This is a genomic window from Paraburkholderia aspalathi, from assembly GCF_900116445.1.
Lineage (GTDB): Bacteria > Pseudomonadota > Gammaproteobacteria > Burkholderiales > Burkholderiaceae > Paraburkholderia > Paraburkholderia aspalathi.
Genome location: NZ_FPBH01000028.1, coordinates 25233 through 49349 on the forward strand (window position 1 = coordinate 25233; position 24117 = coordinate 49349).

Consider the following 24117-nt stretch of genomic DNA (forward strand, 5'->3'; position numbering starts at 1 on the left):
TTCTGCGTGGTGGCCGCTAGTGCCGGTTAATGTGCAGCGCCAGAGACCTGTGCGCCCGCTTCTGCTCGCGACGCGACCTTTGTGCGCACCGGCTTGGGCCGCGCGGCATCTGCGGGTTTCGCGCTCAGCCTGTCATCTGATTTCTTCCGCACCGCCTCGGACAGAAGACTCGCGGCACGTTTGGCGGTGATGCGGCTATGAGGCACGTCCTTCGCATCAAGCGCGATCACCTGGTACAGTTCACGGTCGCATTCAATCTCGCGCTCGTACCCCTCGCCAGTTTCGACAAGCAGTTCCAGCAACGCCTGTTGGCTTTGCCGTTCCTCTCTTGTCATGCAGGGAGTCCTGCGTATTGAGGCCGCAAGCGTAACCAGTCGCTTAAGCTGATCCAACTGCCGGTTGCATAAATCGAAAGCTGAGAGCGCGAGTTTCTCGTACTGGAGCGCATCAACGGGCGCACGTGAGGGTGCTTGAGGGGTCTTGGTAGATTTGCTCATGGTGCGATTTCCGGTTCGTTCCTGAATCGCCCGACACTCGCTGAAAGATGGGGTGAGCGGGCACGTGGCAAGGTTGACAGACCGGGCGAAATACGAAACCGGCGAGCCTCTCGGCTCCCTCACCACGACCCGCCCATTGAACGCGGCGCGCGTAGGTGAGCACTACCCACTTTCGCGGGCAGTGCCGTACTTCGCTGCGGGCTGTCAAACCCGCGCCGTTTTGTCTAACGGCAGGAACAATCTAACGCACCTATTTTTTAAGACGATCAACCAAACAGGCTAAACGCGCGAATTATAACTAATCTTTACATTTGACCTGGCGCGTACCCTGTACTGATTTTCATCCGGCGCACGCAAGCGCTCGATCACCCTTCGGCACGCTGCGCGGTCTGCCGTATCAAGCCGCTACAAACTCACCCGCGTTAACCTTCCGCTGCGTAGCCGCAGCCCCACCTCGCCGACCAGCAAGAGAAGAATCCCCGCTCCCCGTCTGAAACACAGCCACCGCCGAAGTCAACCTGCGAGCCTGATCCTCCAGCGAGCTAGCCGCCGCAGCAGCCTGCTCAACCAGCGCGGCATTCTGCTGCGTCACCTCATCCATCTGCGCAACAGCCAGGTTCACCTGATCGATCCCGGTGCTCTGCTCAAGCGCAGCCGCCGCGATCTCACCCATGATCGAACTCACCCGCGAAATCGAATTGACGATCTCGGTCATCGTCGACCCTGAGCGCTCGACCAACTGCGACCCTGCCTGCACTCGCGCCGTCGAAGCATCGATCAACCCCTTGATCTCCTTCGCCGCCGCCGCGCTTCGCTGTGCCAACGACCGCACTTCGCTCGCCACCACCGCAAACCCACGTCCTTGTTCGCCCGCGCGCGCCGCCTCGACCGCCGCGTTCAACGCGAGAATATTGGTCTGGAAAGCAATGCCTTCGATCACGCCGACAATGTCGGCAATCCGCCGCGAGTCGTCGACGATGCCATGCATCGTGCCCACCACCTGCTCCGTCAGATCGCCACCTTGCGCAGCCAGGCTCGACGCACCCTGCGCCAGCGAGCTCGCCTGCTTCGCGTTGTCCGCGGTCTGTTTGACCGTCGAGGTCAGCTCTTCGATGCTCGCCGCCGTTTCTTCGAGCGATGCGGCCTGCTCTTCGGTACGCTGCGACAGGTCGGTATTGCCCGCGGCAATCTCGCTCACGCCCGTATCGATCGATTCCGTGCCGTGACGCACGGCATTCACCGTCTCGATCAGCGACTCCTGCATCTTGCGCAACGCCGCGGCGAGACGGCCCATTTCGTTATTGCTCGTCACGTCGATCTGGCTGGTCAGATCGCCATTGGCAATCCGCTGGAACTGCGCGATGGTCGCATCGACCGGGCTAACAATCGCCCGCACCATCACCGCCCGCCCAATCAAGGCACCCAGCAGCGACAGCCCCATGCCGACCGCCACCGCAATGCAAATTGCGTAGAACAGGTCCTGTGCGTCCTGATAACGCTGCGCACCGTGATCGATTTGCAATTGCTCGAGCGTGAGCATCGCCTTCTCGAACGCGCTATAGAGCGACGGCAGCTTGTGCGCCTGCAATTGTTCGAATGCGTTTTTGTCACCTGCCTTGAGCGCGGCCAGCGCCGGCTCGACACCGTCGTGCAGGAAGGTATCGCGCTTATCCTGCATGTCCTTGATCAGGCGCTGTTCGTCGGCATCCGTGCTCGCGCGGCTCACATAATGGGCAAGGCGATCATTCGATGCTTTCTGATACTGATCAAAGCGCTTGAGCACAGCGTTCGCGCCGTCCTGATCGTTCAGGTCGACCAACGACGCGTAAGTCGCCAGCGCCAGACGCAGGCGTAGCAACTGTCCAGCGCTACCTTCGAGGTCGGCGACTGCGGGCGTGTCTACGGTGTACATCTGCTGCAGCGACGCGTTGCTCGAACGCAACGACAGCAGTCCGGCGGCGGCGCCGAACAGCAGCACCAGGCCGAAGAACACGATCATCAGGGTAAGGCAGGTTCGAATCGACAAATTTTTCAACATCGGGCTCGTCTCCATTGGGCTGCCTGACCGAATGTTCAGAAAACTCCCCTCGGCCACGCGTGCTGCGCCCAAGCCCATACGGCAAGGTCCGCAACCTTTGATCAAAATTTAAGCGAATGCCACATAGATGGTCTACGGCGGGATTACAAAAAACTTTATGGTTGATGGCGCATACAGTTGCGATACATCAACATACGAGCGGAAGTCGGCCGCTGTTTGGGCAGGGGCATTTGCGGGACTACCCGGGTGGCCGGCAGGCGGTGGTTGGTAGAAAGTGACGAGGCACGCGTCTCCGGAGCATTTCTATGTCAGAAATAGGCTCGGCCCTGCTGGTTTTCGCTTTATTGCTTGTTGGAACCGGCCTAGGCGTCTGGGTGCGACCGTTGCTACCAGAAGAGCACAAGGCTCACGAAACCGTGCAACTCATCCAGCTGGTTATCGGCATGCTGGTGACGTTTGCCGCTTTGGTGCTCGGGTTGATGACGGCGTCCGCGAAATCCAGTTTCGATACCGAATCGAATGATTTGCGCACCTATGCGGCCGACCTGATCGAGTTCGACACCACCTTGCGGGAATACGGCAGCGATACCGATGAGGCCCGCAACCTGCTGCGGGTGTACACCGCAGCGGCGATTGCATCGACATGGCCGGGCGAGACGGCTCCATCCGGTGACTATCCGAGGAACATCGGCACACAGGACAACTCGCAGAAGCTGGAGAACGTGAGGCTCGGCGACATGCTGACCGCGGTGGGAAGGCAGTTGCGGCAACTGCGAGCGCACGACCCGTTGCAACAGCGCGCGCTCAATGATGCCTTGACGCAATATCGGCGAACGGTGGATGCCCGCTGGAAAATCATCGAGGAAGCGCACAGCTCGATTTCTATGCCTTTTTTGATGACGCTGACGTTCTGGTTGTGCGTGATTTTTCTTAGCTTCGGATTGATCGCGCCGCGCAATGCGTTGGCTTTGGTCACGATCTCGCTTGGGGCAGTTTCTATTGCTTCCGCCATCTATGTGATCGTCGATCTGGATACGCCGTTTTCCGGGCCGATTGTCGTTTCCAGTTCGCCGATGAGAGATGCGTTGGAGCATCTCAGGCGTTGAGGGGTATTTGGCTTTGACGCCAGCCTTTCCTTCTCCCGCATGCCGGCGCTGTCCTGAATGACCCTAAATCACAATCCCTCCACGGCATCCGGTATCGCGCGACACCTTCCACGGTAAGGTGTCCGCCGTGCGGACACCCACCATCTAAGTCGTCGAACCGCATGCGCCCCGCGCACTGCAGGGCGATGCCTTTGAGGCATCGCGGCGGCCATCAATCGGCATTGGCGTAAATCGTACCGATTTCCGATAGTACGGACATCGCAGCGTCGTGCGCATCCGCCGCCGCGCAATATGCCAACAGCAAGGAGACGATTGATGGCAACCGACCGTTCGCGCATTTCGACGGATATCGATTTCGAGCAGGAAGGTTTTCAGACCGGTACGTTGCGCGTACCGCATTCGGTGGACCGCTCTGCCTATGGGCACATCCCGATCCCGATCGCCGTGCTGAAGCGTGGTGACGGCCCAACGGCGCTCCTCACCGGCGGCAATCATGGCGATGAATACGAAGGCCCGATCGCGCTGATGAAACTGCTGCAACGCATGCCGTCGATGAACATCAACGGCCGCCTAATTGTTGTGCCGGGTCTGAACTTCCCCGCGTTCCTCGCCGGGCGCCGGACTTCGCCAATAGACGCCGCGAACATGAACCGGATTTTCCCGGGTCGTCGCGATGGGTCCATCACGGAGATGATTGCGCACTACGTGGACACCGAGCTGTTTCCACGCGCTGATTTCGTCTTCGACATTCACGCTGGCGGTGCGTCCTTCGACCATTTGCCGACGCTGCTGGTGGCACCACCGGCCGACCCGGAACGACGCAGCGAATATCGGCGGATCGTCGACGCCTTTGCCGCGCCCAACGCGATGGTGATGGATCTGCTCGGTGAGGACCGCACGTATGGCACAGCCATCGAGCGGCATGGAAAGCTGTTTCTGTGCGGCGAATTCGGCGGTTACGCGACCTGCAATCCGCAAGGCCTGGCGATCGTGGAGGAAGGTTTGCAGCGCGTGCTCGCGGCACTCGGCATCTGCGTCAACGCGCCGCTACCGACACCGCGCTACGACACGCACTGGCTGCAGGTCGACGGTGAACGGCATTACGTCTTTGCATCCACACGAGGAATCTTCGAACCGGCATTCAAGCTCGGCGACCGTGTGAGCGCCGGTGACCTTGCCGGGCGTGTCTTCGATCCGCACGCGCCGTGGGCGGCGCCCGTCCAACTGAGGTTTCGCAGCGCGGGCGTGGTGGTCGTCGTGCGTTCGTTCGCGAGTGTCGAGCCGGGCGACTGCGTCGCACTCGTGGCAACCGACGCCAAAGCGCTATGAACCAGGAGAAGGTCATGTCCGCAATCCCCCTGACGGAAAGCGTCGACGCGCGCGATGCGCTATACCGCAAGATCACGTGGCGCTTACTGCCGTTCCTGACGTTGTGCTACATGCTCGCGTACCTCGACCGCATCAACATCGGCTTTGCGAAGCTGCAGATGCAGAACCAGCTCGCGTTCTCTGACGCGGCTTATGGCGTCGCCGCGGGCATCTTCTTTATTGGCTATGTGCTGTTCGAGATTCCCAGCAATCTGCTGCTGCCGAAAATCGGCGCACGCAAGACCTTTTCGCGCATCATGATTCTCTGGGGCCTCACCTCCGCGTCGATGCTGTTCGTCCGGGACGTTCACACGTTCTATGCACTGCGCTTTCTACTCGGCGTTTTCGAGGCGGGCTTCGCACCGGGAATGGTGCTGTACCTGACTTACTGGTACGCGCCATCCCGCACCGCCCGCGCGATGGCGGTCGTAATGTGGGCTGGACCGATCGGCGGCGTTCTCGGCGGACCGTTGTCGAGCTGGGCAATGACGACACTCGCAGGCGCGCACGGCCTCGAAGGCTGGCAGTGGATGTTCATCGTCGAGGGACTGCCGTGCTGTGTGCTCGGCGTGATCGCGTTTTTCTACCTTGATGATCGTCCGCAGCAGGCAAAGTGGCTTTCCGATGAGGAGAACGCGTTGCTTCGCGCTGATCTCGACGCGCAAGGCGTCGACCGTGCGGCGAGCGACGCGCGGCATCACTCATTGCGAGCGACTGTCTCCGACCCACACGTGCTCACGCTTGCGTTCAGCAATTTTTGCGTGATCGCGGGGATCTATACGGTGAGTTTCTGGCTGCCCACGATTCTGAAGACCGCGGGGGTCGCGGGTACGATGGCGATTGGACTGTGGTCGTCGATTCCCTACGTCGCAGCGATTGCCGCGATGGGTTGGCTCTGCCTCAGCTCCGACCGTCACGCCGAACGCCGCCGCCATAGCGCATTCGCCAGTATCGTGGGAGCCATCGCGCTTGCAATCGCAGGACTGTATTCGAACAGGCTCGGTATCGCGCTGCCGGCAATCACGCTTGCCACTGCCATGCTTTGGGGTTCCTACACGGTTCTATGGGCACTGCCTGCGGGGTACCTGGGCACGAAAGCCGCAGCCGGTGGGATTGCGTTCATCAACATTTGCGGCGCACTCGGCGGCTTTGCCAGTCCGATCATCATCGGTTACGTCAAGACATTGACCGGCGGCATGCAGGCGGGCATGTTGACGATCGTCACGATCGCACTCGCCGGTGCGCTCGCGATGCTCCTGAATCCAATCGAATCATCAGCGGAGACACATCATGCTTGAACAATCGACGACCTACAGCGTTGGCGACGCATCGATCACTCGTGTGACCGAGCAACATTTTCAGTTGAAGGCCGCCACGCTGTTCGCCGATTTCGACGCCGCCGTGATTCAGGAACATCGTGCGTGGCTCGCTGACGGGCAAATCGATGCAGCCGCGGAAAACTTGCTCCTGAACGTCAACACCTGGGTGGTGCGAGTCGGCGGCAAAGTCATTCTGATCGACACGGCAAGCGGCAACCATAAGGACCGGCCATTTAGCGCGCTCTTCCACCAGCTGAATACCCCGTACATCGAGCGGCTGGCGCGTGCAGGGGTTACACCCGAAGAGGTCGATTTCGTGCTGCTCACGCACCTGCACGTGGACCACGTGGGCTGGAATACCCGGCTCGACAACGGCCGCTGGGTGCCGACGTTTCCCAACGCGCGCTATGTGTTCTCAGGCGCCGAGCGGCAGTTCTTCGACACGCCGGCCGGCGAAAGCCGGCGCATGGTTTTCGATGACAGCTTGCTGCCGGTGATCGAAGCCGGACTCGCCGACGAAATCGGTCCGCAAGGCGGCGAATATCTGCCGGGCATCCGCTTTCATCCGACAGCGGGGCACAGCGCCGGGCACATGTCGATCGAAATCGAGTCCGCCGGCGCACACGCACTCTTTAGCGGCGATGTGTGGCATCACCCGATCCAGGTCTATCGTCCGGCGTGGAGTTCCGTGTTCTGCGCGGATAAGACTTACGCAAATGTCTCGCGACGGTGGGTACTCGACCGGGCGGTCGAAACGGATGCGACGGTGTTCACGCCGCATTTTGCCGGGACATCGGCGGGTGTTGTCGCGCAAGACAACGGCGGCTTCACGTGGCGTTTCTTGTGAACCGGTGATTCATTCCGGTAGGACCGTACCGGTGGCATGCAGATCTTTTCGCATGACGTGGGCTGCGCCTATCGTCGTTTAACGGCCATCACGCTCAGCGTCGCTCGCACCGGGGTGCAGCATCGCATCGAGAACACGAAGCAATCGCTGCAGCGCTGCGTTGGGATTGCTCTCAAGGTAGGCGAACGCCAGCGGCATCTGGACCGACAGGTCGGTGAAGCCCAGGAATTGCGCGCGCGCCGGCGGCCGCCCGAGATTCGCCGCATTGACGATTGCAGCGCCGATGCCGGCCGAAACGAGCGACAGGATCGCGGCCTCGGTACGCACTTCCTGCACAACATTGAGGGTCAACCCGGCTTCGCTGCACGCGCTGACCAGCATGTCGTAGTAAGCCGGGTAGGTTTGCCGCGGGAAGCAGACTACGGGTCGGCCATTCAGGTCGCGCGCGGAAATCGGCTGGTCTTCCGGAAGGCCCCAGCTTCGCGGCACCGCTGCCACCACGTCGCTAATGGCGAGAGGCAGCACACGCAACGCTCGCGGAAGCTCACCGTAGGTGTAGATAAAACCGCCGTCGAGTGTTCCGTTCAGGATCTCGGCAATCTGTTCGGGCGTATTCATCGGCGCCAGATGAATGCTCACCCCAGGTGCTTCACGCTGGAAGTTGTTGAATGCATCAGGCACAAGGCCGTCCCAACTTGCATTCTCGACCGCTCCCAGGCGTAAGGTGCCCTCGAGCCCCGACGCAACGAGTTTGACCGCGCGCGTGGCGGACTCAAGAATGCTGAGCGACTTGCGAACTTCACGCAGGAACAGTTCGCCCGCGACGGTGAGCTTGACGCCCTGCGGGGTTCGGTCGAAAAGCCGCGCCCCCAGCATCTGTTCAAGGTCATGGATCTGGCGCGTAATCGCCGGCTGCGTGACGTTGATGCGCTCGGCGGCCAAGCGGAAGCTCTGATTTTCGGCGACCGCCGCGAAATACCTGAGGTGTCGTAGTTCCATGCTTGTCTCCTCCGTTGCCGTGCCGATCCGCTATTTTCATCGCACAAGTCGGCGGCCGATGGCTTTATGTTTGTGCGGCAAGTCGCGGGTATTTTACTGTCGCTCTCCCAACTTCCAGATGGTCCCAGGCTGGTCGTCACATCTGGCCTAAGTGCCTTTGGTCAGGCTGCATTTGCACACAAACAACGCGCGGGACAAAAAATAGCTTCGATTTCTCCCTCCAGATCTTGCATCGGGGAAGGAAATCGGGGCCGACTTTACATCAGTGACTGATGTTCCTCGTCGTACGGTTCTTTTCCGTACGGTCGAAGCATTACGGTGGCATCAGGGTCTGCGCGGCGCAGTAACTCCAATAACTCGGACACTTTCATGATTCACTTCGTCCTTGTTTTCATCGCGATCAGTAGTCCCACAGTTTGACGGTGGATGTGCTCGGCAACGCCGTATGCCTCTCCAGCGGAGCAAAGCTCACGGAGCGGCGGCTGTAGGTACGCCGAAATGGGCTTGGCAATAATGCAATGCGCTCCGAGCTAAGTTTCGGACGCTAAAAACTCTCACGCCCGGGTTAATTTGCCTAAAATTCAGTCAATGTCTCATAATTAACTACGAGAGAACCTGCCCGCCACTCCTCCGCCCGATATGGAGCCGGCGCTGACAATCCGGGGATAACGTGGCTCAAAAATCAAAAGATGGCGCGACTAGCGCCCTTGGCCAGTTTTACGGCTATGGCATACAGGAGGCGCGGTTTCTTCACCACCTGCTTCGCTCAGGACCTGGTGATACTGTCGCTCTAGAGTGTATCGACGACGTCTCCGGGGTTCAGAACGGCGAGAAGTACGCGGAGCAGGTCAAAAGTGGACTGGCTCATAACCCGATAAGCGACCGCTCAATCGATTTGTGGAAGACATTCGCAAACTGGCTTAACGGCCGCCGCTCTGGAAAGATCCCCGCTGGAACCAAATTCATTCTGTATGTAGCGCAGCCTTATAAAGGCAAGATTGCTCGAAAGCTAAGCGACTGCACCGCGAAACAAGATGCTAAGGCAGTAATCGCGATGATTCGAAAAGAGTTTTGGGGTGATGCACCTCATTTTGACAAGCGCGCGTCGATTCCCGAAAAGCTTGCCAAGCACGTGAACGTGGTCCTCTCTGCAAGCGAGAACGCTTTCATCGACATCATCCGCGCCTTTACGCTGGAATGTGGCGTCGGAGCCCCCTACGACGAGATTGCGCAAGAAATCGCGAGTGCTCCGGTTGGTGCGGAGAACGTTGAACAAATCCTGCAGCGACTAGCAGGATGGGTTCGTACAACGGTTTTCGCCCGGATTGAGAAAGGACATCCGGCAGTAGTCAGTCGCGACGAGTTTCATACGGAGTATGTCGCGGCAGTCCGAAAGTTCGACCGCAGTGACACCATACTTCCTTCCTATGCAACGCCACCGACGGAGGCAGACGTTCAGGCCGAACTTCTGCTCGACCAGACGTACCTTCGACAGCTTCACCTCATCGGCGCCGAGCAAGAGACAGTCTACGACGCTATAAACACATTCCTGATGGCCGCCACAGACAGAACGGAATGGGCGAAGCGCGGGTACATCCATCGGAGCAGCCTCGCGGAGTACGAAGCGGCACTCAAGCGCGTATGGGCATCTAAGAAAATGGCCGTCAAAGTCCAGATGCGCGGTAAGCCGCCGGAGGATTTTGGAACGCTCCTTCTATCTTCATGCCTTGAGGCATCTATCCCACTTCAGGGCAAGACCGTTTCGACTCATTTCACGCCGGGAAGCTTTCACAAGCTCGCAAACACGTTGGATGTTGGATGGCACCCGGATTTTGCGAGCCTTCTTGTACCAGCCGGGGGCGTTGCCGATGTTGCTTGACGAAATTGATGCAATTCAGAACCCCGGATTGGGTGCTGCGCTTATCTGGCGGTCCGTTTGCGGTTATTACGGCGCGAGCAACAAAGCGGATGGTTGTCCGGCTGTCCTCGCCTTTCTAGTACTACCACTGATTCTTAACGAGGACCTCCGCAAAATCGTCACGACCACGTTCAAATCGTCCGGCATACGCAAGTTCGAGAGCAAGTTCGTCAATCAGGTTGACCTCCTCTTCTCTATCCAGGAACGCGCGGCGGAAATGCGTGACCTTTCACGCCGTTCGCTTGCTTTGAGTCTGTCTACGGGTTTGCTTGCTCTGTCAACCGAATCCGCCCTTCTCTGGCCACGCAGCACGACACTTACACGTGCCCTGCCCTCCGATGTGCTGAAGCTTGCATCTGCAGCGGAAAAACTAGGAATTTGGGCCCAGCAGACATCCCTTCGCGAACTTTGCCATTCGCTTCGACTGGAGCTGTAACCGTGCAACTGCAAATACTTGAAGTTATTCTTTGGCCGAAGAGTGCCGGATTCGAACCCCGGCGTGTATCCTTTGCGCCCGGTGTAGTTAACGTCATTAGTGGCGCATCAAAGCGCGGGAAATCGTCAGTGATTCCCATCATCGACTACTGCTTGGGCTCACGACTTTGCAGCATCCCTGCTGGCAAAATCCGCGAGTCGTGCGCTTGGTTCGGAGTCCGCGTACGAACTGCCGAAGGGGAAAAACTACTGGCGCGTCGAGAGCCCGGGAACCAGCAAAGCACTGACGAGATGATGCTGCTTGAGGATACGGTCATCGACGTACCTTTTGAGCAGCCAAAGAAAAACATCACCCGTCCGGCCGTGAAGCGTCTACTCGACAGGTTGGCAGGGCTATCAAACCTAGGCTTTGACGCCGAGGAGACAGGTAACGGATTCCAAGGTCGGCCCAGCTTCCGGGACACTTTGGCATTCTGCTTCCAACCTCAAAATATCGTCGCCAACCCCGACGTCCTTTTCTTCAGGGCCGACACTGTTGAGCATAGAGAGAAAGTCAGAACTATCTTCCCGTACGTACTAGGTGCCACAACTGGCGAACGCCTGGCGCTCAAGTGGGAGCTGGAAAACCTGCAGCGAGAACTTCGGCGCAAGCAACGCGAGCATGCGGCGTACGCGAAAGTATCCCTAACCTGGCTTGCTAATTTGCAGGTCTGGGTCACAGAGGCTCGCGAGCTTGGCCTGCTTACTGGCGAAATTCCTGACGGTACCGAGCAGACCCTCATCGCGGCCCTTGAGGGCATCGTCTCAACAGGCGAAGTCGGCGATGGTTTTTCGTTCACCGGCAGCCAGGCGTCTGCGTCGGAATTCGCTGCACTACAGAATGAAGAGTCAGCCATCACGCGCGAACTGGCCGTCGCTCGTCATCGAATGAATCAGATAACCGCTGTCCGGAATACCGTCACAGATTACAAAGGCAGTCTGACCGACCAGGCCAACCGCCTTGGCATTTCACGGTGGCTAAGGACCCTTCGGAACGACGACACTCGCTGTCCGGTTTGCAATGGTTCTATGGAGTCTTCCCACAATGAACTTGACCAGCTATGTGATGCGCTGTCAGTTATCGAAGATGAAACTTACACTGCCTCAAAAGCTCCTCCTGTACTGGATCGGGACTTAGTTGATGTCACAGAAAAACTTCGCTTATTGGATGACCAGTTAAAAGCGGTCCGCGTCCGCAAACGTGCTATCGAAGAACGCTCAAAAAACATTCGAGAACGCGAACTGGCTACGGCGCGAGTAGCGCGCTTTTTGGGCAGAGTCGAAGAGGCACTCAAGCTCTTCTCTGCACGAACTGAACCGAATGGATTAGACGACGAAATCGACAAACTAAACACTCGCATCAGCCAGATATACGATGCTCTGTCGGAAACAGAATATGCAAGGCAACTGCACACCGCCGTGGGCCGAGTATCAACAAATCTGACAAAAATCGCCGCACAGTTGGACGTTGAACGCAAGGATGCGCCCGCGCGGCTTGACATCAAGGAGCTCACTGTCGGCGTGACTGATTATGCTGGACGGGAAGATTTCCTATGGCAACTCGGCAGTGGCGCCAATTGGCTTTCATATCACGTCGCGGCGATATTGGCTCTGCACGCGTTTTTCCTGCGGCAGATGAACTCCCCTGTTCCCGCGCTGGTTATTTTCGACCAACCGAGCCAAGTGTATTTTCCCCGCCGACTCGCGCGTCGAGAAATTGACGAACACGAGCTTCTCGATGAGGACGTCCAGTCAATCCGCGGCTTTTTCGACGCGATGGGGAAACTTACGGCGCACTGTAAAGGAAAACTCCAGATCATTGTCCTCGACCATGCTGGTCCGGACGTTTGGGACAATCTTGATAGTGTCGAGCTCGCCGAAGAGTGGCGCGGCGAAGATTATCTAGTGCCGCCAGCATGGTTTGAGTTGCCCGGCTAGTTAGGCACCTCGGGGAATATCAAGAGGACCCGCTGCCTCGTGCAGATATGCGAGCCCGTTTCAGACACATGACTGATGCTCAAGGCATCAGTCATCGACACGTCGCTGCCGTCAAAAGGCAAGACGGCGACCTAGAACGCGGCCGCCTTCGCCGCGTAGTCTTCCATAGCACCCACAATGTTCGCGAGCAAAGGATGGAAACCCGTCCAGTCGATATCCTTGGCCTGCTTGGCGACAAATTCATAGGCAAAGTCGGCCTTTCCTACCGAGGTGGTCGAACTGGAGTCTGCAGAGAAGTCGAAAGGCTTCCCGTTGAGCCCCTTCGCTATATCTGTCTCCGAAAAGAGGCTCTCAATGCTTCGCTCTTTGGCGCCGCCGAGCGGAACTGGCACGATGTACAGGTTGGCGAACAAGCATACGAAGGGCTCTTCTCCCGTAATGCTCACTTTCATAACATCTTTGATCACCTTGAATACTGTTTTCCCCCCACTATCGTTATCGACGATAAAAATAACAGGTTGCTTGCCTCGAGGAGCCTTAAACTTTGCCAGCTCACCGTGATATGCCCGAATCAGATTCCCCAGATTAGCTCCGCCACCACTGCCGCCACCCAGAATTGTGATGGTGGAATAGTTTGGTAGATGGACTGTCTTTCTCTTTTTGTGCTTGCGTGCATATTTAAGAAGCTGAAAGGACAGCACATCCTTCCCCTCGCCATCCTTCTTGACCAAACCGGGGAAGAGTACCTTGCTCTGATGCACTGCGTTACTGATGTACACGCCATCGGTCTTGCCTTCACACACTATCAGCGGAGATGTGTTGGCGTAGAAGCGTGTGTAAATCAAAAACCTTCGATATATGGCCAAGTTTCCCGTGGGCTTCTTTTCGTTCGCCTGCTGGCCAGGATAGTTGTAAGGGTGCTTTTTAACATCCGTCCGGAACACACTGTCGACAGAATGAATAAACCCCAACATTCCATGGAGCTGAGCGGGCGTTCCATCTTCAGTGAGTGTTTCCAGCTTACCCGTCGCATCAGCAACCTGACGCCTCACAACATACTTTCCGTTCTTGACCAGAGCGGCGACATAAGCACGTACAAGATAGCGATATTCGGTGCTGACGTTAACCTTCTTGTTCACGACGAGCCCCGTAACCTGTTGCCTCGAATCTCGATACTGCATACGGGTTTTATTTTCATTGGCTGAGAATCCACTTCTCAGAATCAACCGATGAAGCTCAGCACCAACTTTCCAACAGTGCTCGTTAGCGTCATCGCGGTAAGCAACATCCACGGGAAAGTCTTGTTTGTTCGTGGAAAATGTGATGTCGTCCGCGTATCTGGTATAGATACAACCATGCACCTTTGCCAGCCGGGAAAGATGGACATCTAGAACCCCTGCAATCATGTTTGAGATAACTGGGGAACACGGACTACCTTGGGGAAGCTTTCCGTCTCGACACGCAATATGGGCAATGGTCGTGGCGACACTCGCATCGAATGCAAAATTCCTGTCTTTGATGAGAAATCCCCTGACCCTTTGGCCGGTGATGGTAGGAAAGAAATCCTTGAGGTCTACGTTGAAAACGTACCGCTTGTTACGGTGCGCCGATGCATTAGTGAGAATGCTCTTGCCCGGTCGAAAGCCGTGAGACGCTTTATTTTTTCTATTAGTAAGCGTTTCGATATCAGAAATGCATTCTTCCAATGCCGTTGCTAGTTTCCGCTGCAGCGACTTCAATTCCGCGATGGGGGCGAAAATATCTCGAGTTCCGCCGCTCCTCTTCGGAATCGAAAACTGACTGTATTTTTCCAGGTCTTTCTTGACGTAAAGCAAGTACGTCAAGTCTTTATGCTCGATGTCAAGGAGCATTGCGAGCGCGGCTCGCGATTTAGCGGCCTGAAACCGCTCGAGTGCATTTTTTGGCAACATTTCGATGAAAACCCCGTAGACACTCCAACGCGTATTATTCGCTATCTCCGCATGGCGTCATTTCGGATGATATCGATGCAGCATAGGTCCTAACTTTGTTACCAAGTGCCATGATTCATGGCAGAAATTCTGTCTACGGGGCGCCATTATTATACCAAAGCGCCCTCAGGTCTTAACGGCGAGCTTTAAGTCAGAGTCAAGCTGCAGAGATTACTACCTACAAGACCCTCCAAATTCCGATTGCTAATGGTGCCTACGACGTTGCAAAGCGAGCTGGCCGGTGTCTGCTATCAAGCTGAAATTAATAGGTCGAACGTTGTCTCGACGTCGTGCCACATGCTGCCCCGAGCGTTCGTTCGAGCATTTTTCCGAGGATGTAGGACATTGTGCAGCAGGCCACCGATAGTCAAATGGCCGAAGGTGAACCGGGCCGTGGAAAGGTTGGCTTCGTCAACTTCGCGGGAACAGTGGTCGAGGTACGAAGAAACCCCGCGCCAACGCCGACACTAACTCTGCGCGGACAGAGAACGCGCTTGACGCGTGCACGCCTCGACAATCTAATGTTTACATCTCAGAAAAGTGGTCCGTAACGTCTGCGGAGAGAATTTCAGCAAATCCGTATACAAACAAAAAGCCTGCAACCACAAGGGTTACAGGCTTCTTAATTACATTCCGCGAAAGGTAAACCTCAGAATGGTTATGCTTACTAAAAACTGTTGGTAGCGGCTTCGATGTGAGTGAGTGCGGGCCTTTCATCCGAACCAGTCTATCCTTATTGTTGGTAAGGCGCCAGCGGGCCCACACCAGAGCCCTCGAAACCGCCTTGCGGCGCAAAGTTGTGGGTTGATGTTTCCCCATCGTCGCAGGCCAATCTTCAACCAAGCTCGCTGCAGTATTGCATGGTTGGAAGCCCGAGAATGCCGAGCTTCCAACCACGCGAGAGCGTGCCAAACCATCCGCGCGTCAAGGGTTCGCTCCGCCGGGCTAACGCCCGCCCTTGACTCTTTAACCGTCGTCGCAACGGTCAAGCAGATTCAAGGGCGTTCGCGTCCTCGCGTGCGAGGTACTGCGTCAGCGCCCGGTCCAAAGCCACCTTGCGGCTGCGTGCTTTCGGCGGCGCATGCACGGCTCGTCGTGCAGCCTCCAAATCCCCGACCAGGATAACCTGCGTTTGCGCGCGCGTGATGGCGGTGTACAGCAGCGTTCGGTCTAGAAGTTTTGAGTTGGTGACTGGGACGATGATTCGGGACCACTGTGACCCTTGCGATTTGTGCACGGTGACCGCATAGCCAAGCTCGATGTCGTCGAGCATATCCCTAGTCAGGGGGCGGCGAACATCATCGTCCCATTCGACCCAGGCGAGGACCCGCTCGGGGTCTTCGGGCGATACATCAGGAAGCGCTTCGACGCGAACTATTCTACCGAGCGAGCCGTTCTGCAAACCCTTGTCCCATAAATTGCGTGTGCAGAGCACGACGTCACCGAGGTTCAAGCCACAGTATTCCGGTTGTTCGAATTCGTCGTTCCAGCAAGTGATGACCGGCCTGTCTTTCGTAAACCTCGCTTGGCATAGCTGATTTAGAGCCTTGGTTCCCGCTGGGCCGTTCCGTACGGGAGCCAGCACCTGGCTATGCGCCGCGTCGAGCGCGTAGAGCTCGACGACCAGCCCGGCTATGAATTTCTCCTCGCATGGAATGAATGCTACCGGTGCCATCTCGTCAGCCGCGACGGTGGGCCAATTTCCAGCCCGCACGGCTGAAGCGACCGCAGCAATCTCGCCACCGTAGCGTTTCACAGTCTTCAGTTCGACAACCGGGACTTCCGGGACCTGCATGATGCAATGAAGAACCAGACCTGGACCTACCGGCATCAACTGATGAGGGTCGCCCGCGAGCAACAGACGGACATGCGGAGGCAACGTCTCACAGACCCGACTCATGGAGATGATGTCGACCATGCTGGCCTCGTCAATGACGAGAACGGTTGGACCGTCGAACGATATATCATTGATAGCGTTCAGGAAGCTGGCGATGGTGGCGGCCGGGCGCCCAGTTGCTTCCTGCATTCGCTTGGCCGCTCGCCCCGCAAGGGCAACTTGCAGAATGCGCACTCCGGCTTCGTCGTATACGCGGTACAGCGACTGGAGGACTGTTGTCTTTCCGACGCCCGCACCTCCCGTGACACAAACAAACGCACGCGCCGCAGCTAGCCGAATGGCGTTTTGCTGCTCCAGATTCAACTGGATGCCAATCTCCGTCTGAACTCCAGCGATAATCTCATCGACAGTTGCCGATTCGAGCAATTGTTGACCGATGCCCGTCAAACGCTCTGCGATGGCTTTGGCCACCTGGCGTTCCATCACCAACGCACCGAGCGGTTGCAGCCCGTGTGGCGTCTGCACGATGCTGCCGTTGCTAAGACCTTCGGATACGGCAGCGCTGAACAGGTCTCGCCAGCGCACGCCCACCGGCGGGGGCCCTAAGAGCGGGACTACCTGGCTGGCGAGGTCGCTTGTGGCCATGGCGGTATGTCCAATCGCGAACAGGCGGTAACACGCCTCCTCAACGGCGCCGCGTAACCTTCGCGGGTCGTCTGCTGCGACTCCGAACTGCGTTTTTGCCAGTCGGTCGACATCTGTCCACTTACCGGTGAAGGAGAGAAGGCGATACGGGTCCTCTTCTATGCGCGCTTGAGCTTCTTCGCCGAAGAACCGCAAAACCTTGCGCCCAATGCGCAAGTCAAACCCGTGCACTTGCAGCCACTGTAGTGTGCGAGTCTGACCATGCTCGGCCCAAGCTTCGACCAGCCGTTGCGCCGCCTGCTCGGTCAACACTTCACCAAAGGCCGACGCATCTTGCGCATCCAGGAGAGCGTAGAGGCGCTCCCCGAATCGCTCCCAGAGACGGCGCGCTTTCACCGAGCCGAGCCCCTCGAACGCCGGATTCTCGGCGATGAAGTTCACGATGTGCTCGCCCGAGGGCATGGCGAGATGGGCAACATCTGCCTCGACTTGCTGCTCAACCAACGCAAAGCCGTCTACAACCGAACGCCGCTCCACCAGTCGTCCGCTCACACGCCACCACTGCCCGCGTTCAACACGCGTGGCGCCAAGCACCGCGCGGTTCGCCTTTACAACGATGTACGCACAAGCATCCAGTACCGAGCCGCTTGCATCAATAGGAATGCCCGTGAATATGGCGCCTCCGAAGCCGCGAGGATTTTGCGAGCGCACCGCCGTCACTCGGAGCGTGATAGGCCATGCCGCTTCGGTCATCGAGGCAGTCTCCCAGTCTCAGCCAAGGCTTCTTGCAATACTGTGAAGCGCGCCAAGAGGCGCTTGAGCTCGGAATTTTCTGCCTTCACGCTGGCGAGTTCCCGTTCCACACGGGAAAGGCGCTCCGCATCCCTTGCCGATTGTGAGGACTCGACTTGTCGGACCTGATTTGTGGTGGCCGTCGCCGTCTCGCCGTCCGCCTCCGTCTCGTCGTCCACCTCCGTCTCGCAATCCGTCGCAAGAGATGGAAGGACACCGCGCTTTCGCAATGACTTCTCAAGCCCCGTGAGCGCCTCGCGTACTCGAGGATTTTGCGCAAGAACCGATTTGGCAAAGCCGCACTCTGCCGCGATTTCTACGCGCGACAGTTTCCCCCGCGACGCGATGTTCCGGAAGTCCTCGTCGGTCTTGGATGCAATCCAGGTCGCGAATCGGAGGACGTATTCCTCTGCCTTTTGCTGTCCGCTAGCCATTACTTGCCCCTCTTGGAACGGTCTCGCTCCGGCTTCGGCAACGGCGCATTCAACATATCCATCGTGACACCCTTGCGCTCTGCGTTTATTGCCCAGGTAACGAACTGCTCGGTCAGGAGCTGGTTCTCTGCTTCGAGCCGTTCGGCTTTCGCTTTATAGCGGGAGACCTGCTCGAGAGCCGCACGAACTCGCTCATCTCGAGGCTCGCCGCGCTCGCGCGGCAACGTGCCGCGCAAAGCGTCTTTCCTAAGGGAGAAAGCGTTGGCGATTTCCGGATATTCGGCGAACGTGAACCGTGAATAGCGGTAGCCTGTGGATGCCTCCACAGCATCTAGCAAGAGGTCCCACGTCAGCTTACCTTTCCATTCATCCAGTTTCTCAACTATCGTGGTAATGCGCTCGGCAGTGAGGTCCGGCGCCCGGTTCTTTTTCATGCAAGCACCTTTCGTCGCGTAAACTTAATCACTTTGACTGGGTGAACGTCATCGGTCGTGATGAGCGGTGCATTGGACACATCCAACCGAATCCGCGCGCCAACGAGTACCGCCGGGTCTTCCAGAATCGACAGAAGAGCTTTGACCCGTTCGAGGGTGAGCAGTTGGTGCTTGACCCAGGTATCAGCGCCATACTCCTCTTCGCTCAAGGCCTCTTGCGCCTGCTTCAACAGATACTCGGTCTCACTCTTCAGCATCCGGAGGTTCGCTTCCTTTTGCTGGTCTCCCTTGATGCATTCCTGCTCCTCGCAGTTGACGCAGTCGCGGTACATCTGGCACGGCTCGCTCGCGAAGTCGTGAGCGCACCAGCCATACTCCGTCGTGTGTGCCGCAGTCAGCCCCAATCCTTTGAACTCACCGCGCGTGAACAACTCACGGCCGCCGCCCAGGACCGACTCCAATTCGGACGTGAACCCGTTCTTCAAAGCCTCATTGATAGGTGCCTGTACCTCGTCCGAGGTTCTATGGTCGTAGGGGCGGTTCTGCCTCTTGTCAGCTCGACCGGAGAAGATGGCGATTTCGGCGCTGCTCAAGCCGCCGGTCTGCGCCAACATGTTCAGGTAATGGCGCAAGCTATGACTCCGAAGCTCGATGGCTGAGCCGTCATCCTCGGTATACTTAAAGCGCTCGAAGATAGACCTCCGACCTTCACGGGCTCCGAAGTGATTCGTGACTACCCCGTAGTCGATGCAGCTGAACATGCAAACGTATGTCGCCTTCATCGAATGCATTTCGTTTGTGCGCATAACTACCATGGACTCATGGCATAGAAGGTCAGGTGCTCCCGGCACGTAGGGGAACGTTTCGGGCAACATCGCAATGACAGCACGTTCGACATCCTCGAAGAGATAACCAGCACGGCGACCGCCGAGAGGCTGCTTTGGCAGGTCATTGGTCTCTCGTGCCCACCAATTTGCGACGTTAGTCGCACTCTTGTCATTCCACAGGATGTGGCCGATATCCTCCAACGAGAGGACCGCCTTGTGCCGAAGCTGTTCCACGTCCTCGTGCAAGTACAGCTTCTGAGGGTTCGCCGTGTACCAAGCGGCCAGCTTTTGCGCCGGCGAAGTAACTTCGATGATGTTTGCGACGGCCTTACGTGCGATGGGAATCATTTCAGTAGGCAGCCACTTCGTGGTGTTCTCGAAGCCCTTTGAACCGGCCCACCGCAGCCCGAGTTTCCCCCGAAATTCGCCTTCACCCTCAACGAAGCAATTTCGCCCAAGGCGAAGTACTTCGTTGATGCGCTCGGGCGCACAAAGCATCAAGCCCGTGTAGCTCGAAACCAGGACGTCGGGAGGGTCGATGGCATCATGGAAGATGGCACCGAGCGCACGAAGCGTGGCGGCGGACGGCAGCTTCTCCTGCCGCGCGGTTAGCGCCTCCTCCGAAATGCGAGAACTCCGCTCTTGGGGCTTTTTGAGACCATGAGACCAGCGCTGGCGAAGGGGAATGAACCCCTTGGAGCGCATAAGCTCAGCGATTTCTTCAAGCTGACCGGCAGTCCGATAGGCGACACTTGGCGTGACGCCTTGCCTGGCAAGTTCAACCGCGCTATCCAGTACCGTTTCGTCGACAGCAGTCGGTCGTGAGCCCTTGCTGGACTCGCGAAGTGCTGCTTCCAAGCATCGAAGCGCCGCGATGCGCGGATTCGGGGAAGCCACCGGCCGCATATCCTGAAGGTAAACGAGAATCGCTTTCGCGAAATCCAGGAATGGATGCGGTAGGCTCGGCTCATACTTCCTTTCTTGGGCGGCCTCCCGCGTGCTGAACACCGCCCGGATTACCTTATTCTGCCCTTTGTGGTAGCCGCAATCCCAGACGTTTTTGTCGAACTGCTTCCTGGCAGCCAGCACGTCCGAGTTCCTACAAAGCGCCACGAAGGCTTCGAGATTGGCCAAAGGCTCTAGCTCGGCCCGAGGTGTAAAGCTGAGCACGGGGGTGTTCACGACGCGGCCTCCGCTTCCTGTTGAGCCCTCTGCTGCCAAACCTGGGCGCAGAGCGCGATGACCTCCTTGACTGCTCGGATGGGCTCATCGTTCACCGCTGCCATCCGGTCGTCAGTCGACCAGTTTTCTCGCTCAGACTCCAAACGCACAAGTACCTTCTCGTGCGGAGCGTCGAGCCAAGGCTCGAACCGGAAGCAGGCGTAGCAAGCAACCGGCTTGTTAAACGCACAGTTGCTTCCCTTGCCGGCACAACTACCCAAGGGGTCTTTTGAGACCCGGAAATCAATGATGCGGCTGCCTGGAGTTCCTTTATGAGTAGAGTGCTTCTCGTCCTCTATGACATGCCCCTTAAACGCGCGGGCAAGCGGGGCAAGCAAAGGTCCCATGGTCCTATCGATGTTCTCGACAATCTTCGGGGAAGCCGATACATATACCTCAACCTGCTGCAGGTCCACGTGGCCCATGCGATTCGCGATGACCACCTTGCTCGCACCCTCCTCGGCCAGCCGAGTGCCAAAGGTGTACCTGAACCTCTTGGGTGTCAGAGGCATTGGGGCGAAGTCGAGGCGAGAAGTTGGTGGTGCTACTTCAGCCATGAGATTCCGGAAGCATCTCGACAGCGCGCTCGGAGTACAGTGACCGTAAAACAAGTCTTTACTGGTCCGCCGCTGCTTGCGCGGACCTTCGGGCATGACCATGTCTTGTGGGAAGAAGGCGGAGCTGCCGTCGTAACCTTTCGCACTCAAGCCATCTTTGTAGTCAGTGATAAGCCTCCCGGTCTGTGGGCTGATGTCAAACGCGAGAAAGCTGGTTCGCGCGTTTTGCTCCCGCGTTTTGGCCTGCGGAAGACTAAGCACTGACGTGCCTGAGTCGAAGTCGCCAAGCTTGAGCGAGGCGTATTGGGAGATACGCCCGCCACACGCGAGGAGCAGCCGGGTGAGCAACAGTGTCCACAAAGGAAGCCCCCCGCGCCCATAGGCAGCGTTGACCTCTGAGTACAGCGCCGTGTACTCCTCTTCGCTCAGAGGGCCGGCAACCGGATTTCGCGTCCTGACAGCCTCACCCTTTTTATTTCCGGGCTTGCGTCGCTCAAGCAGGTACGTGGCACATTCGCGCTCCACACCTGGGAGGGCGAGCTCAACCCACTTTTGTAGCAGACCGTTGAGCGTCCCGAGTCGCCCGACTCCATTAGGGGGTAGCGTGGCGGCGTAGTTGGAAATATGTTGTGCGCCAATCGCCCCTGCTGGGCAGGTCTCCATCGAGTCGACGAAATGGGAGAAGGCGACCTCCAAGTTTATGATGTGCGCGGACGAGTGCCCCTTGACGAAGGGAAGCAGGGCATGTTTCAGCGACAAAACGAACGCTTCGAAGCCACCGCTGTACGGGCGAAAGTCAATTCGCGCGTCAAACGGGCCATCAGTCCATTCCCAAATGTCTTCCCTTGGGTCGAAGCTGCTCCCGCTGCGCGTAAAGACGCGCGCCGGCAACGTGAGGGCAACAGCAGTGGACGAGAGAAATTCAGAGTTCTGGGACATCTAGTTGCTCTTGTATTTTCAGGGAGATTTCACGCCCGATGCGGTTAGTGTGCCGGCGAGTGTAGGTTGAGGCCGACTTCGAATCATCAGCCCACCCTTGCTGTTCGTTCCGAGCCTTCTCTTCGACCGCATCTGTCAGGCCCATGAGTCCAGCCTCTTCGGAGAACCGCTCGTTCCAGGTGTGCCGCATCACGTGACTCGTCAGCCGGACGGGTAAGCCTGGACATGCCGCGCGAAGCTGCGCAAATATCTTGTCGATGCTTGCTAAGGACAATGGCTGGCCATCATCTGCAACAATAAGCTGCGGATGCTTGCGAGCGGCTTTGATTTTTTTTCTGTGGTGCCTGATGTAAGTCCAAACCGCTCGCATGATGTTCGGCCGCAGTTCTACCTCTCGGTCTCTGGTCTTGGTATTTGGCTGAATGCGACGAGGGTCTTCGCCTGCATCGGCCCGTCGGATGATACGCAGCTTGGGCTGGCGTGGGTCAAGGTCCTCAAGCTGAATACCGAGCAGTTCGCCACGACGCATGCCGGTCGCGAGCAAGAGCACTACAATCAGTAAGTTCCGATACCGAACGTAGCCCCGCTCCCACGGGTTGTCGGGCGAATCCAGGCGAATCACTTTGAGGAGCCGGTCCTGGTCCTCCCTTGAGAGTCCCTCCCTGGCACCGAGCTTGGCCCGCTTGGAGACTTGTGGCACTTGGGCACGAAACGCTTGGAGTGCGTGGGCGCTTTCGAGCGCGAGATTCTGCCGCAGGGCTGCCGACAGCGTCGCGCCGATATATGTCGACAAGAAGTTCAGAAAATCTGCTATGTATCGGATTCGATTGGCTTGGGTCGCCGCGATAACCGCCGTGGCATCCTCGACGGCCGCGTTGCGTCGCATCCGAATTCGCTTGATATCGATGATGTTCGCGCTTCCCCGGCTGTCCGCGTCTTCATAGGACAGGTCAGATACCCAATACTGAGCAGCATCGGCTATTCGGTTAAGCTCGGGCACCGTCAAAAACTCACCCTTCCGGAATCGTTCGAGCAAGTCGATGCCCGCCTTGCCCAATTCTCGATACAGTAATGCGAGCGCCGTCGAAACACCGTGAATGGTGTTGGCCGCTCGACCGCGCTTCCGGTATTTCGCCAGGTACAACGTGACTTCGTGAACCGGCAGGCCACCGGGTCTACTTAGAACGGAGTGGTGCTCCCCGTTCCGGAACCTGACGCGTTTTGCGACGAATCTTGTCATCTACCCACCGTTTTTTCTAAGTAGTAGTTCAGTCGTGACTCAACTTAAACACAAAACAAAGTGTGGGTAAAGAAAAAGGCCCGCGTGCTCTGGGCAGGCGGGCCTTTACCAACAAAAAAACAACAAAGTCGGGTCTAAAACGGAATATCGTCATCCATCTCATCAAACCCACCGCCAGCCGGCGCGCTCGGACGGCTCGCACCACCGCCACCGCTGCCGCCACGCGAAGCGCCACCACCCGAAACCGCGCGACCACCGCCACCGCCGCTACGCTCCGACGGCTCACCGCGGCTATAACCGCCTTCATCGCCACCACCACCGCCCGACGAACCACCACGGCCACCCAACATTTGCATCTGTTCGGCGACGATTTCGGTCGAGTAACGGTCGGTGCCGTCCTGAGCCTGCCACTTGCGGGTGCGGATGCGCCCTTCCAGGTACACCGACGAACCCTTCTTCAGATATTCGTTCACGATTTCAGCAAGCCGGCCGAAGAACACCACACGGTGCCATTCGGTTGCTTCCTTCATTTCGCCGGACGTCTTGTCCTTGTACCGATCCGTTGTCGCAAGGCGGATGTTCGCCAGTGCGTCGCCGCTCGGAAGATAACGGACTTCCGGATCGGCTCCGAGATTGCCGACGAGAATGACCTTGTTCACGGATGCCATGAGTTTCTCCTGTTGATTCTGTTACGGGCGGCGCGGCAACGCGCGGTTC

General features: G+C 57.7%; 18 protein-coding genes. 7 read left to right on the forward strand and 11 right to left on the reverse strand.

What is annotated here, in order from left to right; translation table 11 throughout:
• Nucleotides 1-26: 26 nt before the first annotated feature.
• The gene (locus tag BM438_RS33225) at nt 27-335 is read right to left on the reverse strand and encodes a hypothetical protein (protein WP_408398927.1); all 309 of its coding nucleotides are present in this window, start codon (nt 333-335) and stop codon (nt 27-29) included.
• 559 nt (nt 336-894) lie between these two features.
• Complete coding sequence (locus BM438_RS33230; protein WP_093643622.1) at nt 895-2535, reverse strand: methyl-accepting chemotaxis protein; 1641 nt, start codon at nt 2533-2535, stop codon at nt 895-897.
• 305 nt (nt 2536-2840) lie between these two features.
• Here BM438_RS33230 and BM438_RS33235 point away from each other — a divergent pair, with 305 nt between their 5' ends.
• The 4 genes from BM438_RS33235 (at nt 2841) to BM438_RS33250 (ending at nt 7175) form a co-directional block, all read left to right on the forward strand.
• Entirely contained in the window at nt 2841-3641 is an 801-nt protein-coding gene (locus BM438_RS33235; protein WP_093643624.1) for a bestrophin-like domain, read from the forward strand.
• Between the two features lie 315 nt (nt 3642-3956).
• Nucleotides 3957-4970 (forward strand): succinylglutamate desuccinylase/aspartoacylase family protein, encoded by a 1014-nt coding sequence (locus tag BM438_RS33240; RefSeq protein ID WP_093643627.1) that lies wholly within the window; start codon nt 3957-3959, stop codon nt 4968-4970.
• A gap of 14 nt (nt 4971-4984) precedes the next feature.
• Nucleotides 4985-6307: an MFS transporter gene (locus BM438_RS33245; protein WP_093643629.1), complete on the forward strand. Its 1323-nt coding sequence runs from the start codon at nt 4985-4987 to the stop codon at nt 6305-6307.
• Nucleotides 6300-7175: an MBL fold metallo-hydrolase gene (locus BM438_RS33250; protein WP_093643631.1), complete on the forward strand. Its 876-nt coding sequence runs from the start codon at nt 6300-6302 to the stop codon at nt 7173-7175. Before BM438_RS33245 ends, BM438_RS33250 begins: the two co-directional genes overlap by 8 nt.
• 78 nt (nt 7176-7253) lie before the next feature.
• On the opposite strand, the gene BM438_RS33255 is transcribed toward BM438_RS33250, so the two are convergent.
• A complete protein-coding gene (locus BM438_RS33255) occupies nt 7254-8174 on the reverse strand; it encodes a LysR family transcriptional regulator (protein ID WP_093643633.1) in 921 nt (306 codons plus the stop codon).
• Nucleotides 8175-8844: 670 nt separating this feature from the next.
• Here BM438_RS33255 and BM438_RS33260 point away from each other — a divergent pair.
• The 3 genes from BM438_RS33260 to BM438_RS33270 are packed head-to-tail and all read left to right on the forward strand — an operon-like array spanning nt 8845 to nt 12504.
• Nucleotides 8845-10053 carry an ABC-three component system protein gene (locus tag BM438_RS33260; protein WP_093643635.1) on the forward strand — a complete coding sequence of 403 codons (1209 nt, stop codon included), beginning with the start codon at nt 8845-8847 and terminating at the stop codon, nt 10051-10053.
• A complete protein-coding gene (locus BM438_RS33265) occupies nt 10043-10528 on the forward strand; it encodes a three component ABC system middle component (protein WP_093643637.1) in 486 nt (161 codons plus the stop codon). Before BM438_RS33260 ends, BM438_RS33265 begins: the two co-directional genes overlap by 11 nt.
• Before the next feature lie 2 nt (nt 10529-10530).
• Complete coding sequence (locus BM438_RS33270) at nt 10531-12504, forward strand: DUF3732 domain-containing protein (RefSeq protein ID WP_093643639.1); 1974 nt, start codon at nt 10531-10533, stop codon at nt 12502-12504.
• A 131-nt stretch (nt 12505-12635) separates the two neighbouring features.
• Here the strand turns inward: BM438_RS33270 and BM438_RS33275 are convergent, their stop codons facing one another.
• The 8 genes from BM438_RS33275 to BM438_RS33310 all read right to left on the reverse strand — a co-directional run bounded on the left by BM438_RS33275 (nt 12636) and on the right by BM438_RS33310 (nt 24068).
• Nucleotides 12636-14435, reverse strand: a complete 1800-nt coding sequence (locus BM438_RS33275) for a retron Ec67 family RNA-directed DNA polymerase/endonuclease (protein ID WP_093643641.1) — start codon at nt 14433-14435, stop codon at nt 12636-12638.
• Between the two features lie 1024 nt (nt 14436-15459).
• Nucleotides 15460-17709, reverse strand: coding sequence for an AAA family ATPase (locus tag BM438_RS33280; protein ID WP_093643643.1), 2250 nt, complete (start codon nt 17707-17709; stop codon nt 15460-15462).
• A complete protein-coding gene (locus tag BM438_RS33285) occupies nt 17706-18182 on the reverse strand; it encodes a VPA1267 family protein (RefSeq protein ID WP_093643645.1) in 477 nt (158 codons plus the stop codon). The genes BM438_RS33280 and BM438_RS33285 overlap by 4 nt, the downstream gene beginning before the upstream one ends.
• Complete coding sequence (locus BM438_RS33290) at nt 18182-18616, reverse strand: hypothetical protein (protein ID WP_093643647.1); 435 nt, start codon at nt 18614-18616, stop codon at nt 18182-18184. Before BM438_RS33290 ends, BM438_RS33285 begins: the two co-directional genes overlap by 1 nt.
• Complete coding sequence (locus BM438_RS33295; RefSeq protein WP_093643649.1) at nt 18613-20625, reverse strand: integrase; 2013 nt, start codon at nt 20623-20625, stop codon at nt 18613-18615. Before BM438_RS33295 ends, BM438_RS33290 begins: the two co-directional genes overlap by 4 nt.
• Entirely contained in the window at nt 20622-22160 is a 1539-nt protein-coding gene (locus tag BM438_RS33300) for a site-specific integrase (protein WP_093643651.1), read from the reverse strand. Before BM438_RS33300 ends, BM438_RS33295 begins: the two co-directional genes overlap by 4 nt.
• Nucleotides 22144-23304 carry a tyrosine-type recombinase/integrase gene (locus BM438_RS33305; RefSeq protein ID WP_234475187.1) on the reverse strand — a complete coding sequence of 387 codons (1161 nt, stop codon included), beginning with the start codon at nt 23302-23304 and terminating at the stop codon, nt 22144-22146. The genes BM438_RS33300 and BM438_RS33305 overlap by 17 nt, the downstream gene beginning before the upstream one ends.
• Before the next feature lie 230 nt (nt 23305-23534).
• The gene (locus BM438_RS33310; protein WP_093643655.1) at nt 23535-24068 is read right to left on the reverse strand and encodes a single-stranded DNA-binding protein; all 534 of its coding nucleotides are present in this window, start codon (nt 24066-24068) and stop codon (nt 23535-23537) included.
• Nucleotides 24069-24117: the final 49 nt, after the last annotated feature.